Annotated in this window: 10 protein-coding genes; 7 read left to right on the forward strand and 3 right to left on the reverse strand. The window is 71.1% G+C overall.

Annotated elements, in window-relative coordinates:
* Positions 1-286: 286 nt before the first annotated feature.
* The 5 genes from ABT122_RS11390 (at position 287) to serA (ending at position 8,835) form a co-directional block, all read left to right on the forward strand.
* On the forward strand, positions 287-3,073 hold the full coding sequence (locus tag ABT122_RS11390; protein ID WP_351548935.1) for a putative bifunctional diguanylate cyclase/phosphodiesterase: 2,787 nt from the start codon (positions 287-289) through the stop codon (positions 3,071-3,073).
* A 296-nt stretch (positions 3,074-3,369) separates the two neighbouring features.
* Positions 3,370-5,229: an acetolactate synthase large subunit gene (locus ABT122_RS11395; RefSeq protein WP_351548866.1), complete on the forward strand. Its 1,860-nt coding sequence runs from the start codon at positions 3,370-3,372 to the stop codon at positions 5,227-5,229.
* A gap of 29 nt (positions 5,230-5,258) precedes the next feature.
* Positions 5,259-5,783, forward strand: a complete 525-nt coding sequence (gene ilvN / locus ABT122_RS11400; RefSeq protein ID WP_351548869.1) for an acetolactate synthase small subunit — start codon at positions 5,259-5,261, stop codon at positions 5,781-5,783.
* Positions 5,784-5,952: 169 nt separating this feature from the next.
* Positions 5,953-6,954 carry a ketol-acid reductoisomerase gene (gene ilvC / locus ABT122_RS11405; protein WP_351548871.1) on the forward strand — a complete coding sequence of 334 codons (1,002 nt, stop codon included), beginning with the start codon at positions 5,953-5,955 and terminating at the stop codon, positions 6,952-6,954.
* A gap of 276 nt (positions 6,955-7,230) precedes the next feature.
* Positions 7,231-8,835 (forward strand): phosphoglycerate dehydrogenase, encoded by a 1,605-nt coding sequence (gene serA, locus ABT122_RS11410; protein ID WP_351548873.1) that lies wholly within the window; start codon positions 7,231-7,233, stop codon positions 8,833-8,835.
* 104 nt (positions 8,836-8,939) lie between these two features.
* Here serA and ABT122_RS11415 read toward each other — a convergent pair whose 3' ends face one another.
* On the reverse strand, positions 8,940-10,226 hold the full coding sequence (locus ABT122_RS11415) for a PucR family transcriptional regulator (RefSeq protein ID WP_351548876.1): 1,287 nt from the start codon (positions 10,224-10,226) through the stop codon (positions 8,940-8,942).
* A gap of 181 nt (positions 10,227-10,407) precedes the next feature.
* Between ABT122_RS11415 and ABT122_RS11420 the strand changes: the two genes are divergently transcribed.
* On the forward strand, positions 10,408-11,334 hold the full coding sequence (locus ABT122_RS11420) for a proline dehydrogenase family protein (protein WP_351548939.1): 927 nt from the start codon (positions 10,408-10,410) through the stop codon (positions 11,332-11,334).
* 41 nt (positions 11,335-11,375) lie between these two features.
* Positions 11,376-13,007, forward strand: coding sequence for an L-glutamate gamma-semialdehyde dehydrogenase (pruA, locus tag ABT122_RS11425; RefSeq protein ID WP_351548879.1), 1,632 nt, complete (start codon positions 11,376-11,378; stop codon positions 13,005-13,007).
* Between the two features lie 181 nt (positions 13,008-13,188).
* On the opposite strand, the gene ABT122_RS11430 is transcribed toward pruA, so the two are convergent.
* Positions 13,189-13,608 (reverse strand): ArsR/SmtB family transcription factor, encoded by a 420-nt coding sequence (locus tag ABT122_RS11430; protein WP_351548882.1) that lies wholly within the window; start codon positions 13,606-13,608, stop codon positions 13,189-13,191.
* The gene (locus ABT122_RS11435; protein WP_351548885.1) at positions 13,605-14,060 is read right to left on the reverse strand and encodes an SRPBCC family protein; all 456 of its coding nucleotides are present in this window, start codon (positions 14,058-14,060) and stop codon (positions 13,605-13,607) included. Before ABT122_RS11435 ends, ABT122_RS11430 begins: the two co-directional genes overlap by 4 nt.
* Between the last annotated feature and the right edge of the window lie 84 nt (positions 14,061-14,144).

Genomic DNA, 14,144 nt, shown 5'->3' on the forward strand with positions numbered 1-14,144 from the left:
CGAATGGTGGTCACTGAGAGTAGAGGGCCTATGTCCCTGAGTGACGATCCTGGTGTATCGTCCGGTCCTGGGGGCCGCGCCGGAGCAAGGGGCGGTGCGGTGATGCGACCTGACTGCCGATCGGACTTCGAGGGGGGCGACGGGCGATGCACGGCCAATGGACCAAAGATCCGACACGGCGAGGACGCCGACGACGACCCTCGCCCTCCCCGTACCACCCCGCCGGCGCCGCCACGGACCCGGCGGTGCGCCGCTGTCCGGTGCCGACACCCCGGGGAGCGACCCGGTGAGCGCGCCGGGGGCGCTCCTGGCCCGAGAGTCCGTCTCCGCCGGCACCGGACTGCTCACCCAGCTCTTCCTCGCCCTCGTCTGCGCCGGCTATGCCGTCGGTGCCGCCCTCGGCTGGGGCTCCCGCGAGCTGGCCCTCATCATGGGCGACTTCGGCCTCAGCGCCGGTGCCCTGATCGCCGCCGTCTCCTGTTTTCTCTACGCCCGTAGCAGCCCTCCCCGGGTCCGCCCCGCCTGGCTGCTCTTCGCCCTCTCCTCCGCCATGGCCTGCGCGGGAAACGCGGTCTGGGGGTGGTACGAGGTGGTGCTCCAGCGCAAGGTGCCCGATCTGTCCATCGCCGATCTCTTCTTCCTCTGCTTCGCCCCGCCCGCCATCATCGGCCTGCTCGTGCTCGCCAAGCGCCCGGTCACCCGGGCCGGCTGGGTCTGCCTCGGTCTCGACGCCTGGCTGATCGGCGGCTCCCTGCTGACCCTCTCCTGGAGCCTCGCGCTCGCCCACACCACCCGGGTGCAGGGCGAGAGCGTGGCTCCCGCCGCGCTCGCGCTCGCCTATCCGCTGCTGGACATCGTCCTGGTCAGCATGGTCTTCGCGCTGCACTTCCGGCGCTCGGCCACCAACCGCTCCGCCGTCAACACCGCGATCGGCGCCCTCGCGCTGACCGTCGTCTGCGATGCGCTCTTCACCTCACCGCTGCTGCGGGAGACCTACCGGTCGGGACAGCTCCTCGACGCGGGCTGGTTCGCCGGTTCCCTGCTGCTCGCCTACGCCCCCTGGGGGGCCCGCCGCTGCGTCGAAGTGGTCCGGGTCCAGCGCGCACCGCGCCACCCCGCGGGCCGGCCGGTCGCCGGATCGCTGGCCGCCCTGACCCCCTATCTCGCCGCCGCCGTCTGCACCCTCGGCATCCTCTACAACGTTGTCGAGGGCCGCACCCCCGACCGCGTCGTCGTCCTCACCGGCTGCACGGTGGTCCTCGCCCTCGTCGTACGGCAGGGCATCATGCTCCAGGACAATGTCGCCCTCACCCACGAGCTGGCCCAGAAGGAGAACCACTTCCGCTCCCTGGTCCAGGGCTCCAGCGATGTCATCATGATCGCCGCCCCCAGCGGGATGCTGCACTATGTCAGCCCCGCCGCCTCCGGTGTCTACGGACGCGACGCCGAGGAGCTGGTCGGCTCCCCGCTCTCCTCCCTCATCCATCCCGACGACCTCGGCCGGGTCCTGCACGAGGTGCGCCGCTTCCTGGCCGCCCCGCCGGCGGACGAGCCCACCACCCGCATCGAGTGCCGCTTCAAGTCCGGCGGGGGCGCCTGGCTCAATGTGGAGTCCACCGTCAACCGCCACCAGGGCGGGCTGATCTTCAACAGCCGCGATGTCACCGACCGGGTGCGGCTCCAGGCCCAGCTCCAGCACAGCGCCGAGCACGACCCGCTCACCGATCTGCCCAACCGGGCCCTGTTCACCGAGCGGGTCCGGCAGGCGCTCACCGGCCGGCGCGCCGGCGACCCCGGCACCGCCGTGCTCTTCATCGACCTCGACGGCTTCAAGGGCGTCAACGACCGCCTCGGCCACCAGGCCGGGGACAATCTGCTGATCCAGGCGGCCCACCGGCTGGAGGACTCCGTCCGCTCCGGCGACACCGCCGCCAGGCTCGGCGGCGACGAGTTCGCCGCCCTCATCCTCGGCGAGGGCATCCGCGACCAGACCGACCGGGAGAGCCAGGTCGTCGAGATCGCCGACCGGCTCCGCCTCACCCTCTCCCAGCCCTACCGCATCGACGGCAACGACGTACGGGTGGCCGCCTCCATCGGGGTCGCCTTCGCGGAGAAGGGGATCACCCCCACCGATCTGATGCGCAACGCCGATCTGGCCATGTACCGGGCCAAGGCAGCCGGCAAGGACCGGGTCGAGCTGTACGTGCCCCAGATGCAGGCCGAGGTGGTGCGCCGCACCGAGCTGGCCGCCCGGCTCCGCAGCGCGCTCCACGAGGGCGAGTTCGCCCTGCTCCACCAGCCGGTGGTCTCGCTCACCACCGGCCGGATCGAGTCCGTCACCGCCCAGGCGCGCTGGCGCTCGACCCAGGGCATCCTCTTCACCCCGGCCGAGTACCTCCGGGTCTCGGCCGACAGCGACCGCACCGCCGACCTGGGGCGCTGGCTGCTGGAGGAGGCCGTGCAGCAGGCCGCCGAGCGGGACCGGCTCGGCCACCGGGTCCCCGTGTCGGTCCGGCTCTCCGCCCGCCGGCTGCTGGACAGATCCCTGCCGATGGGCACCGTCGAGGCCCTGCTCAACCGGCACGGGCTGCCGTCCGGGGCGCTGATCGTCGAGCTGGCCGACAGCGACCCCCGGATCTCCTTCGACGAGCTGGAGCAGCGGCTGGTGGCCCTGCGCAGACTCGGCGTGCGGATCGCTCTCGACGGCTTCGGCACCGGCCACGCCGCCTTCACGGCGCTGCGCAGGCTCCCCGTCGACATACTGAAACTGGACAGATGTCTGGTCGAGGGCATCGTGGAGTCCGCCCGGCTGCACAAGATCACCAACGGGCTGCTGCGGATCGCCGGAGACCTCGGTCTCCAGTCCGTGGCCGACGGGGTGGACGCGCCGGAGCAGGTGATCGCCCTGCGCGCCATGGGCTGCACTCATGGCCAGGGCATGGCCTTCTCCGGACTGCTCGACGAGTACCGGCTGCGCCGCGCCCTGGTCCGGGACGACTTCCCGGTGCCGGGCGGTCTGGCCCTGCCCGTTCCGCACCGCTGGAGGGTGGAGCATCCGCAGTGGACCAAGTAGGCGCATGGCTCAGATAGTGAGACGCGCATCCCACCCGCTTGACAGTCATGGCGGGTCGGGGAGAGGGTCAATGCCATGCGCACCCGAATTCTCGTACTTGGAAAGCGCGTCGGCTGAGCGGGGACCTCACCAGGCCCCCGCTGACACCCTCCCGACGCGCTCCCCTCGCTTGCCTCACGGCACGAGGGGTTTTTTGTTGCACCGGCACCCCGCCCAAGCCGCAAGAAACCACGCGAAAACGTCAGTCCGCTCCTCAGCTCCAACCCTCAGCTTCAGCCCTCAGCTTCGAGAAGAGAATGCCGATGACCGAGCAGGCCACCGGGGCCCACCATCCGCAGCCGCGGGCCCGTAACGGCGGACACCCGACCGCCGCAGTTGAGCACGTCACGGGCGCGCAGTCGCTCATCCGCTCTCTGGAGGAAGTGGGCGCCGACACCGTCTTCGGCATTCCCGGCGGGGCCATCCTCCCGGCGTACGACCCGATGATGGACTCCACCCGGGTCCGTCACATCCTGGTCCGCCACGAGCAGGGCGCCGGCCACGCGGCCACCGGATACGCCCAGGCCACCGGCAAGGTCGGGGTCTGCATGGCGACCTCGGGCCCCGGCGCCACCAATCTGGTCACCCCGATCGCCGACGCGCACATGGACTCCGTCCCGCTGGTCGCGATCACCGGCCAGGTCGCCTCCAAGGCGATCGGCACCGACGCCTTCCAGGAGGCGGACATCGTCGGCATCACCATGCCGATCACCAAGCACAACTTCCTCGTCACCAAGGCCGAGGACATCCCGCGCACCATCGCCGAGGCCTTCCACATCGCCTCCACCGGCCGCCCCGGGCCCGTCCTGGTCGACATCGCCAAGGACGCCCTCCAGGCCCGGACCACCTTCAGCTGGCCCCCCGCCCTCGATCTGCCCGGCTACCGCCCGGTCACCAAGCCGCACGCCAAGCAGATCCGGGAGGCCGCCAAGCTGATCGTCCAGGCCAGGCGCCCGGTCCTCTACGTCGGCGGCGGGGTCCTCAAGGCCCGCGCCTCCGCCGAGCTGAAGGTCCTCGCGGAACTCACCGGAGCCCCCGTCACCACCACCCTGATGGCGCTGGGCGCATTCCCCGACAGCCACCCGCTGCACGTCGGAATGCCGGGCATGCACGGTTCGGTCACCGCCGTCACCGCACTCCAGAAGGCCGACCTGATCGTCGCCCTGGGAGCCCGCTTCGATGACCGCGTCACCGGGAAGCTCGACAGCTTCGCCCCGTACGCGAAGATCGTCCACGCCGATGTCGACCCGGCGGAGATCGGCAAGAACCGCACCGCCGACGTCCCGATCGTCGGCGACGCCCGCGAGGTCATCGCCGACCTGGTCCAGGCCGTCCAGGCCGAGCACAGCGACGGCCACACCGGCGACTACAGCCTCTGGTGGAAGGACCTCAACCGCTGGCGCGAGACCTACCCCCTCGGCTACGACCAGCCCGAGAACGGCAGCCTCTCCCCGCAGCAGGTCATCCAGCGCATCGGACAGCTCGCCCCCGAGGACACCATCTACGCGGCCGGCGTCGGCCAGCACCAGATGTGGGCGGCCCACTTCATCAGCTACGAGCGGCCCGCCACCTGGCTGAACTCCGGTGGCGCCGGAACGATGGGGTACGCGGTCCCCGCCGCCATGGGCGCGAAGGCCGGGGCCCCCGACCGCACCGTCTGGGCCATCGACGGCGACGGCTGCTTCCAGATGACCAACCAGGAACTCACCACCTGCGCGCTCAACAACATCCCGATCAAGGTCGCCATCATCAACAACGGCGCGCTCGGGATGGTCCGCCAGTGGCAGACCCTCTTCTACAACCAGCGGTACTCCAACACCGTGCTGCACTCCGGCCCCGGAGCCAGCGGCAAGGAGCCCAGCGCCGGCACCCGCGTCCCCGACTTCGTCAAGCTCTCCGAGGCCATGGGCTGTGTCGCACTGCGCTGTGAGTCCCCGGACGACCTGGACAAGGTCATCGCCGAGGCCAACGCGATCAACGACCGCCCCGTGGTGATCGACTTCATCGTCCACGAGGACGCCATGGTCTGGCCGATGGTCGCCGCCGGCACCTCCAACGACGAGGTCCTGGCCGCGCGGGGCGTCCGCCCCGACTTCGGCGACAGCGCAGACGACTGACCGAGCAGAGAGAGACGAGAGACCGACCCATGTCCAAGCACACGCTCTCCGTTCTGGTCGAGAACACCCCCGGCATCCTCGCCCGGATCGCCGCCCTGTTCTCCCGCCGGGGCTTCAACATCGACTCCCTCGCCGTCGGCGTCACCGAGCACCCCGACATCTCCCGCATCACCATCGTGGTCACGGTCGAGGACCTGCCGCTGGAGCAGGTGACCAAGCAGCTCAACAAGCTGGTCAACGTTCTGAAGATCGTCGAACTGGAGCCGGGCTCGGCGATCCAGCGCGAACTGGTGCTGGTGAAGGTCCGCGCGGACAACGAGACCCGCTCCCAGATCGTGGAGATCGTCCAGCTCTTCCGCGCCAAGACGGTCGATGTCTCACCCGACGCGGTCACCATCGAGGCCACCGGCTCCGGCGACAAGCTCGACGCGATGCTCAAGATGCTGGAGCAGTTCGGTATCAAGGAGCTGGTGCAGTCGGGGACCATCGCCATAGGGCGCGGCGCCCGCTCGATCACGGACCGCTCCCTGCGGGCCCTGGACCGCAGCGCCTGACCCACCCGCGCGCCCCACAGCGGTGCTGTGGGACGCGCTCGCGGAGCGGCGCCGTGACCTGTGCCCGCACCGCACCGTGACCTGTGCTCGCATAGCGAGACCGGAAGACTTGTCCATCCATCCCCGCCGTACGGTGGGACGCACACCTGCACACCAAGGAGACATTCCAGTGGCCGAGCTGTTCTATGACGACGACGCCGACCTGACCATCATCCAGAACCGCAAGGTCGCGGTCATCGGATACGGCAGCCAGGGCCACGCCCACGCGCTGTCGCTCCGTGACTCGGGTGTCGACGTCCGCGTCGGTCTGCACGAGGGCTCCAAGTCCAAGGCCAGGGCCGAGGAGCAGGGCCTGACCGTCGTCACCCCCGCCGAGGCGTCGGCCTGGGCCGATGTCGTCATGGTCCTGGTCCCGGACCCGATCCAGGCCCAGGTCTACGAGGAGTCCATCGCTCCGCACCTCAAGGACGGCGACGCGCTGTTCTTCGGCCACGGCCTGAACATCCGCTTCGGCTTCATCAAGCCGCCGGCCGGTGTCGACGTCGCCATGGTCGCCCCCAAGGGCCCGGGCCACCTGGTCCGCCGCCAGTACGAGGAGGGCCGCGGCGTTCCGTGTATCGCCGCCGTCGAGCAGGACGCCACCGGCAACGGCTTCGCGCTCGCCCTCTCGTACGCCAAGGGCATCGGCGGCACCCGCGCCGGCGTCATCAAGACCACCTTCACCGAGGAGACCGAGACCGACCTCTTCGGCGAGCAGGCCGTGCTGTGCGGCGGTGCGTCGGCGCTCGTCAAGGCCGGCTTCGAGACCCTGGTCGAGGCCGGTTACCAGCCGGAGATCGCGTACTTCGAGTGCCTCCACGAGCTGAAGCTGATCGTGGACCTGATGTACGAGGGCGGCCTGGAGAAGATGCGCTGGTCGGTCTCCGAGACCGCCGAGTGGGGCGACTACGTCACCGGCCCCCGCATCATCACGGACCAGACCAAGGCCGAGATGAAGAAGGTCCTCACCGAGATCCAGGACGGCACCTTCGCCCGCAACTGGATGGACGAGTACCACGGCGGTCTGAAGAAGTACAACGAGTACAAGAAGCAGGACGAGAACCACCTGCTGGAGACCACGGGCAAGGAGCTGCGCAAGCTCATGAGCTGGGTCGACAACGACGACGCGTGAGTCGTGGGCGAGGGCCGGGACGCAGGGGTCCCGGCCCTTCGCCGTATCCCGGCCCGGTCGGGACCGGCACCGCCGGGGGCGGGCAGTGCTCCACTTCGTCCGGCCACGGACGGGTGATCCTGCCTCTCAGGCGCAAGACATGGCCCAAAGCACCACTACACTTCTCGACAACACACGCGTCAGGCCCACAGTGTCGTGCGTCTTCCACGCGGCTTGCCCCCTCCACCGCCTGCGGCCGTCGGGACGGCCGTCCGCACTGGACATGTGAGGACTCACGTGAGCTCGAACCCCAGCAAGAAGCCAGTGGTACTCATCGCTGAAGAGCTGTCGCCCGCCACTGTGGACGCGCTCGGCCCCGACTTCGAGATCCGGCACTGCAACGGCGCGAACCGCGCGGAGCTGCTCCCCGCCATCGCCGATGTCGACGCCATCCTGGTCCGCTCCGCCACCAAGGTCGACGCCGAGGCCATCGCCGCCGCCCGCAAACTGCGGGTCGTCGCCCGTGCGGGCGTCGGCCTGGACAATGTCGACGTCTCCGCCGCCACCAAGGCCGGCGTGATGGTGGTCAACGCCCCGACCTCCAATATCGTCACCGCCGCCGAGCTGGCCTGCGGTCTGCTGGTCGCCACCGCGCGCAATATCCCGCAGGCCAACACCGCGCTGAAGAACGGCGAGTGGAAGCGCTCCAAGTACACCGGTGTCGAGCTGAGCGAGAAGGTCCTCGGTGTCGTCGGCCTCGGCCGCATCGGTGTGCTGGTCGCCCAGCGGATGTCCGCCTTCGGCATGAAGATCGTGGCGTACGACCCCTATGTGCAGCCCGCCCGGGCCGCGCAGATGGGCGTCAAGCTGCTCTCCCTCGACGAGCTGCTCGAAGTCGCGGACTTCATCACGGTCCACCTCCCCAAGACGCCCGAGACCCTGGGGCTGATCGGCGACGACGCCCTGCACAAGGTCAAGCCGACCGTGCGGATCGTCAACGCCGCGCGCGGCGGGATCGTCGACGAGGAGGCGCTGTACTCGGCACTCAAGGAGGGCCGGGTCGCGGGCGCCGGTCTCGACGTGTACGCCAAGGAGCCCTGCACGGACTCCCCGCTCTTCCAGTTCGACCAGGTCGTCTGCACCCCGCACCTCGGCGCCTCCACCGACGAGGCCCAGGAGAAGGCCGGCGTCGCCGTCGCCCGTTCGGTGCGGCTCGCGCTCGCCGGCGAGCTGGTCCCGGACGCGGTCAACGTCCAGGGCGGAGTGATCGCCGAGGACGTCAAGCCCGGACTGCCGCTGGCCGAGCGCCTCGGCCGGATCTTCACCGCGCTCGCCGGCGAGGTCGCGGTCCGCCTCGATGTCGAGGTCTACGGCGAGATCACCCAGCACGATGTGAAGGTGCTCGAACTCTCCGCGCTGAAGGGCGTGTTCGAGGACGTCGTCGACGAGACCGTCTCGTATGTCAACGCCCCGCTCTTCGCCCAGGAGCGCGGTGTCGAGGTGCGGCTGACGACCAGCTCCGAGTCCCCGGAGCACCGCAATGTCGTCACCGTGCGCGGCACGCTCTCCGGCGGCGAGGAGGTCTCGGTCTCCGGCACCCTCGCCGGCCCCAAGAACCACCAGAAGATCGTCGCCATCGGTGACCACGGCGTGGATCTGGCGCTCGCCGACCACATGGCCGTGCTGCGGTACGAGGACCGCCCCGGTGTCGTCGGCACCGTCGGCCGGATTCTCGGCGAGGCCGGGCTGAACATCGCGGGCATGCAGGTCTCGCGCGCGGAGGAGGGCGGGGAGGCGCTGGTCGTGCTGACCGTCGACGACACCGTGCCCCAGTCCGTGCTCACGGAGATCGCCGAGGAGATCGGCGCGGTCTCGGCCCGCTCGGTGAACCTCACCGACTGAGCCGTTCCCGCCGCACGGCGCACGACCGTACGGGTGAGGGCCCGGCGCACCGGAGGCTCGGGCCTCCCGGCGCGCCGGGCCCTCACCCGTACCGGCCGGTCCCGCTACAGACGGGCGGCCTTCAGCGCCATGTGGAGGAGCAGCCGGTCCTCGCCGTCCGCGAGATCGAGACCGGTCAGCTGCTCCACCCGGGAGAGCCGGTAGTACAGCGTCTGCCGGTGGATGCCGAGCGCGGACGCCGTGCGGCCCGCCTGGCCCGCGCAGTCGAGGAACACCTCGGCGGTGCGGGCCAGTTCCGTGTGGGAGCGCTCCAGCAGCTCCCGTACGGAGCGGTCCGGCGGGGCGCCGTGGGGGAGGGCGGCCAGCAGGCGGTAGGGGCCGATGCCCGACCACGGGGCGACCGGGCCGAGCCGGGGCTGGGCCCGGGCCGCCCGGGCCGCCGCCAGCGCCTCCCGCCAGCCCTCGCCCAGCCCGGTGAGCCCGCGCCGGGAGGCGCCGACGCCTCCGGTCGCCGGGCCGCCCGCCGTGGTGCGCAGGCGTTCGGCCGCCGCCAGCGCGGGGGCGGGGGTGTCGGCGGCGCGCAGGCGCACCAGCACGGCCAGGGCGTGGGCCGTGTGCCCGGCCGGACGGTCCCCGGAGCCGGGAGATCCGGATGCCCCGGGGCCGGTGGGAGCCGCCCCGGGAGGGGCGCCGCCGGCCGGTCCCGCCGCCCCCGGCGCGGGCGGCGGGCCGGCGGGCTCCGGCTCGCCGGGGCCGGGCAGGGGCATGGTGCAGACGGCCGCCGCACCCGGCAGCGAGCGGGCCGGCGGTGCGTCGGCCGAGGGCCACGGGGTCACACAGACCACGGCGTGCGGCCCGTCCGCCCCCCGCTCGTCCCCGCCGAGCGCGGTCCGCAGCGCGGCCACCGCCATGTCGTACTGCCAGCCGCGCCGGGCCGTCAGCACCGCCCGCAGCTCCCGGGAGAGATCCGCGCCCGCCCGCTCCTCGTCCGCCAGCAGGCTCCCGATCCGCTCGGCGACCTCCATCGCCGCCGCCAGCCGGTCGTCGGTGGGGCCGGGGGTGGAGTCGAGCAGCCAGACATAGCCGAGGACGACGCCCCGGTGCCGTACCGGGAGACAGATCCGGCCCCGGACCACCCCGGCGTCCGGGGCGGCGGGGATGCGGACGGGGCCCGTCGCGCGGGCGATGCCGAACCCCTCGAACCAGGCGCGGACGGCGGGGGCGGACTTCCGGGTGAGGATCGAGCGGGTCCTGACCGGGTCCATCGCGCTGTCGTCGTCGCTGTCGTGCGCGCCGAAGGCGATCAGCCCGAAATCGCGGTTCTCCAGTGTCGCCGGGGCCTCCAGCAGACCGGAGATCTCATCGACGAGATCCTGGTAATCGCCCTTCATCAGGACATTCTGGCATGTCTCTCAGACATATGTCTGAGATCCCGGCCACGGATGCGTGACAGCTGTCGATGGCCGGGCGCCGGAGCGATCCTTAGATTTCACGGTGGTTCTTCGTGCCGTTCCGGACGCGTTTCCCGTGATCCGTGCCCGGCGCCGTCCGTACTTCTCGATGGAGGTCCCCGTGCTGGGTCCCGTGATCCTCGCCGCCTCGCGCAGCGACCAGATGCGCCGGATTGTCTCGGCCGCTCCGGTCACCAAGCCCGTGGTGAACCGTTTCATCGCCGGTGAGTCGGTCCTGGAGACGGTCCCCGTCGTCCAGGAGACCGCCGCCCGGGGTCTGGAGATCACGCTCGATGTCCTCGGCGAGGACATCACCGACCCGGCCGAGGCGCTGCGCGCCCGTGACGCCTATCTGGAGCTGATCGAGGCCCTCAAGCCGCTGGACCTCGGGGTCCGCGCCGAGATGTCGGTGAAGCTCTCCTCCTTCGGCCAGGCCCTCACCGGCGGCCACGAGCTGGCGCTGCGGAATGTCACTCCGGTGGTCGAGGCCGCCGCCGAGATCGGCACCACGGTCACCCTCGACATGGAGGACCACACCACCGTCGACTCGACCCTGGCGATCCACGCCGAGCTGCGCGAGCGGTTCCCCCAGACGGGCGCCGTGGTCCAGTCGTACCTCTTCCGCACCGAGGACGACTGCCGCGCGCTCGCCGACGCGGGCTCCCGGGTCCGGCTGGTCAAGGGCGCCTACAAGGAGCCCGAGACCGTCGCCCACCAGGACAAGGCCGAGGTCGACAAGGCGTACATCCGCTGCCTGAAGATCCTGATGGAGGGCGAGGGCTACCCGATGATCGGGTCCCACGACCCGCGCATCATCTCCATCAGCCAGGAGCTGGCCCGCCGCGCCGGACGTAAGCTCGACGAGTACGAGTTCCAGATGCTGTACGGCATCCGTGAGGCCGAGCAGCACCGGCTGGCGGCCGAGGGCCACCGCGTGCGCGTCTACATCGCGTACGGCACCGACTGGTACGGCTACTTCATGCGCCGCCTCGCGGAGCGCCCCGCCAACCTGGCGTTCTTCCTGCGCTCGCTGGTCAGCCGCGGCTGAACCCCCACAACCGACCTACTGCTTAAGGAGATTCGGCACCCATGGACGCTGTGACCAAGGTTCCCGCGCCGGTCAACGAGCCGGTGCACGGCTACGCCCCCGGCTCCCCCGAGCGCGCCCGTCTGGAGGCCAGGCTCAAGGAGCTGGCCGAGAACCCGATCGACCTGCCGATGACCATCGGCGGCGTACGGCGGATGGGTGGCGGCGAGCGGGTCGACGTCGTGCAGCCGCACAACCACGGCGCGGTGCTCGGCACCTTCGCCGGCGCCACCGAGCAGGACGCCCAGGACGCGATCGACGCCGCCCTGGCCGCGGCCCCCGCCTGGCGCGCCATGTCCTTCGACGACCGCGCCGCGATCATTCTGCGCGCCGCCGAGCTGCTCTCCGGCCCCTGGCGCGAGACGCTGGCCGCCTCCACCATGCTGGGCCAGTCCAAGACCGCCCAGCAGGCCGAGATCGACACTCCCTGTGAGCTGATCGACTTCTGGCGCTTCAATGTCGCCTACGCCCGCGACATCCTGGCCGAGCAGCCCCCGGCCAACTCCCCGGGTGTGTGGAACCGCATGGACCACCGCCCGCTGGAGGGCTTCGTCTACGCGATCACGCCCTTCAACTTCACCGCCATCGCGGGCAACCTCCCCACCGCCCCCGCCCTCATGGGCAATGTCGTGGTGTGGAAGCCGTCCCCGACCCAGACCCACTCCGCCGTGCTGCTGATGCGGCTCCTGGAGGAGGCGGGCCTGCCCAAGGGCGTCATCAACCTGGTGACCGGTGACGGCATCGCCGTCTCCGAGGTGGCGCTGAACCACCGCGACCTGGCCGGTATCCACTTCACCGGCTCGACCCGGACCTTCCAGCACCTGTGGAGGACGGTCGGCAACAACATCGAGAAGTACCGCTCCTACCCGCGGATCGTCGGCGAGACCGGCGGCAAGGACTTCGTGGTCGCGCACCCGAGCGCCGACCGCGCCGTGCTGAAGACCGCGCTGACCCGCGGCTCCTTCGAGTTCCAGGGCCAGAAGTGCTCCGCTTCCTCGCGTGCGTACGTTCCGGCCTCCATCTGGAACGACGGGTTCAAGGAGGAGTTCGCGGCCGAGGTCGACGGCATCGCCATGGGTGATGTCACCGATCTGTCGAACTTCATCGGCGCCGTGATCGACGAGCGCTCCTTCGCCAAGAACAAGGCCGCGATCGACCGTGCCGCCGCCGACCCGGCGTGCACGATCATCGCCGGCGGCACCTGTGACGACTCGGTCGGCTACTTCGTCCGCCCGACCGTCATCGAGTGCTCCGACCCGGAGAACGAGGTCTTCAAGGCGGAGTACTTCGGTCCGATCCTCGCGGTCCATGTCTACGAGGACGACCGCTACGACGCCATGCTGGACCAGATGGAGTCGGTCTCGGACTACGCGCTGACCGGTGCGGTCATCTCCAACGACCGCGCCGCCGCCGCGCACACGATGGAGAAGCTCCGCTTCGCCGCGGGCAACTTCTACATCAACGACAAGTCGACCGGTGCCGTCGTCGGCCAGCAGCCCTTCGGCGGCGGCCGGGCCTCGGGCACCAACGACAAGGCGGGCGCGCCGCAGAACCTGATGCGCTGGACGCTGACCCGCGCCATCAAGGAGACGCTGGTGCCGCCGACCGAGTACGGCTACCCGCACATGGGCTGAGCCCTCGGGCCGCCCCCCTGATCCCGCCCCCGTTCCGGCCCCCACGCCGGAACGGGGGCGGTTCCATGCTCCCGGTGACCCGGTGACCCGGTGACCCGGTGACCCGGTGACCCGGTGACCCGGTGACCCGGTGACCCGGTGACCCGGTGACCCGGTGACCCGGTCACCCCCGGCCGTCCGGTCACCCCCGGTCATCCCGGCCGCCCGGCGCTCCCGCGGGGCTGTCCCGTTCCCGCTCCGCCTCCGCCAGCCGTTTGACGGCCGCCAGCCGGGAGTCCCAGTCGGACGCGACCCGCTCCATCCACCGGGCGGTGACCCCGAGCGGGGCGGGCAGGACCGTGTAGAGCGTCTCCCGGCCCTCCCGGCGGCCGGAGACCAGCCCCGCGGCGGCGAGGACGGCCAGATGTTTGACGACGGCCTGCCGGCTCACCGGCATCTCGCCGGCGAGCACGGTCGCGGTGGCGCGGCCGCGGGCGGCGAGGGCGTCCAGTATCCGGCGGCGGGTGGGGTCGGCCAGCGCCGACAGGACGGCGGAGACCGCGGCCTCCGCCGTCCCGTCGGCGCCGGACCGCTCCGTCGCGGCTATCGGCTCCTCCGTCATGCCGCCGGTCGTTCCGCGTACGTCCGGATGTTGACCACCTGGTCGGCCCAGCCGGCGTCGTGGCTCTCGTACGAGGCGTTCTGCCGCCGCTCCTCGGGGACGGTGAGCGAGGCGAAGCCGGTCTCCACCACCCGCAGCCGGGTGCCGTCGCCCTCGGGGGTCAGGGTGAACTCGACCAGGGTGGAGTTGGACTCGGTGGCCTGCTCGCCGGGGAATCCGGCCGCCCAGCGGTAGGAGAAGCGGTGCGGGGGCTCCACCGTCACGATGGTGGTGGGGAACTGTCCGTACTCGCCGTGGTCCAGGAACATCGTCCCGCCGGGGCGCAGGTCCACGGGTGTCGGCTCGCCCTGGCCGAACCAGGCGCCGACGTGCTCCGGCTCCGTGAGGACCGCCCACACCCGCTGGACGGGCGCGGCGATGGTGATCTCCTTCTCGATGCGGTCCGCGGTCATGGTGGCCGCCTCCTTCGGTGGATCTCTCGTGACGTGCTACTCCAGGGTTGCACCTGGCCGATCCATCCGCAACCGGTCGGTTGC

This window comes from Streptomyces sp. NPDC001985 (genome assembly GCF_040296845.1).
Taxonomy (GTDB): domain Bacteria; phylum Actinomycetota; class Actinomycetes; order Streptomycetales; family Streptomycetaceae; genus Streptomyces.

What these genes read in the sequence shown, in the direction of transcription:
- ABT122_RS11430 (WP_351548882.1), bottom strand. Translation starts at nt 13,608, where the DNA reads ATGACGGAGGAGCCGATAGCCGCGACGGAGCGGTCCGGCGCCGACGGG.
- ABT122_RS11395 (WP_351548866.1), top strand. Translation starts at nt 3,370, where the DNA reads ATGCCGATGACCGAGCAGGCCACCGGGGCCCACCATCCGCAGCCGCGG.
- ABT122_RS11435 (WP_351548885.1), bottom strand. Translation starts at nt 14,060, where the DNA reads ATGACCGCGGACCGCATCGAGAAGGAGATCACCATCGCCGCGCCCGTC.
- ilvN (WP_351548869.1), top strand. Translation starts at nt 5,259, where the DNA reads ATGTCCAAGCACACGCTCTCCGTTCTGGTCGAGAACACCCCCGGCATC.
- pruA (WP_351548879.1), top strand. Translation starts at nt 11,376, where the DNA reads ATGGACGCTGTGACCAAGGTTCCCGCGCCGGTCAACGAGCCGGTGCAC.
- ABT122_RS11415 (WP_351548876.1), bottom strand. Translation starts at nt 10,226, where the DNA reads ATGAAGGGCGATTACCAGGATCTCGTCGATGAGATCTCCGGTCTGCTG.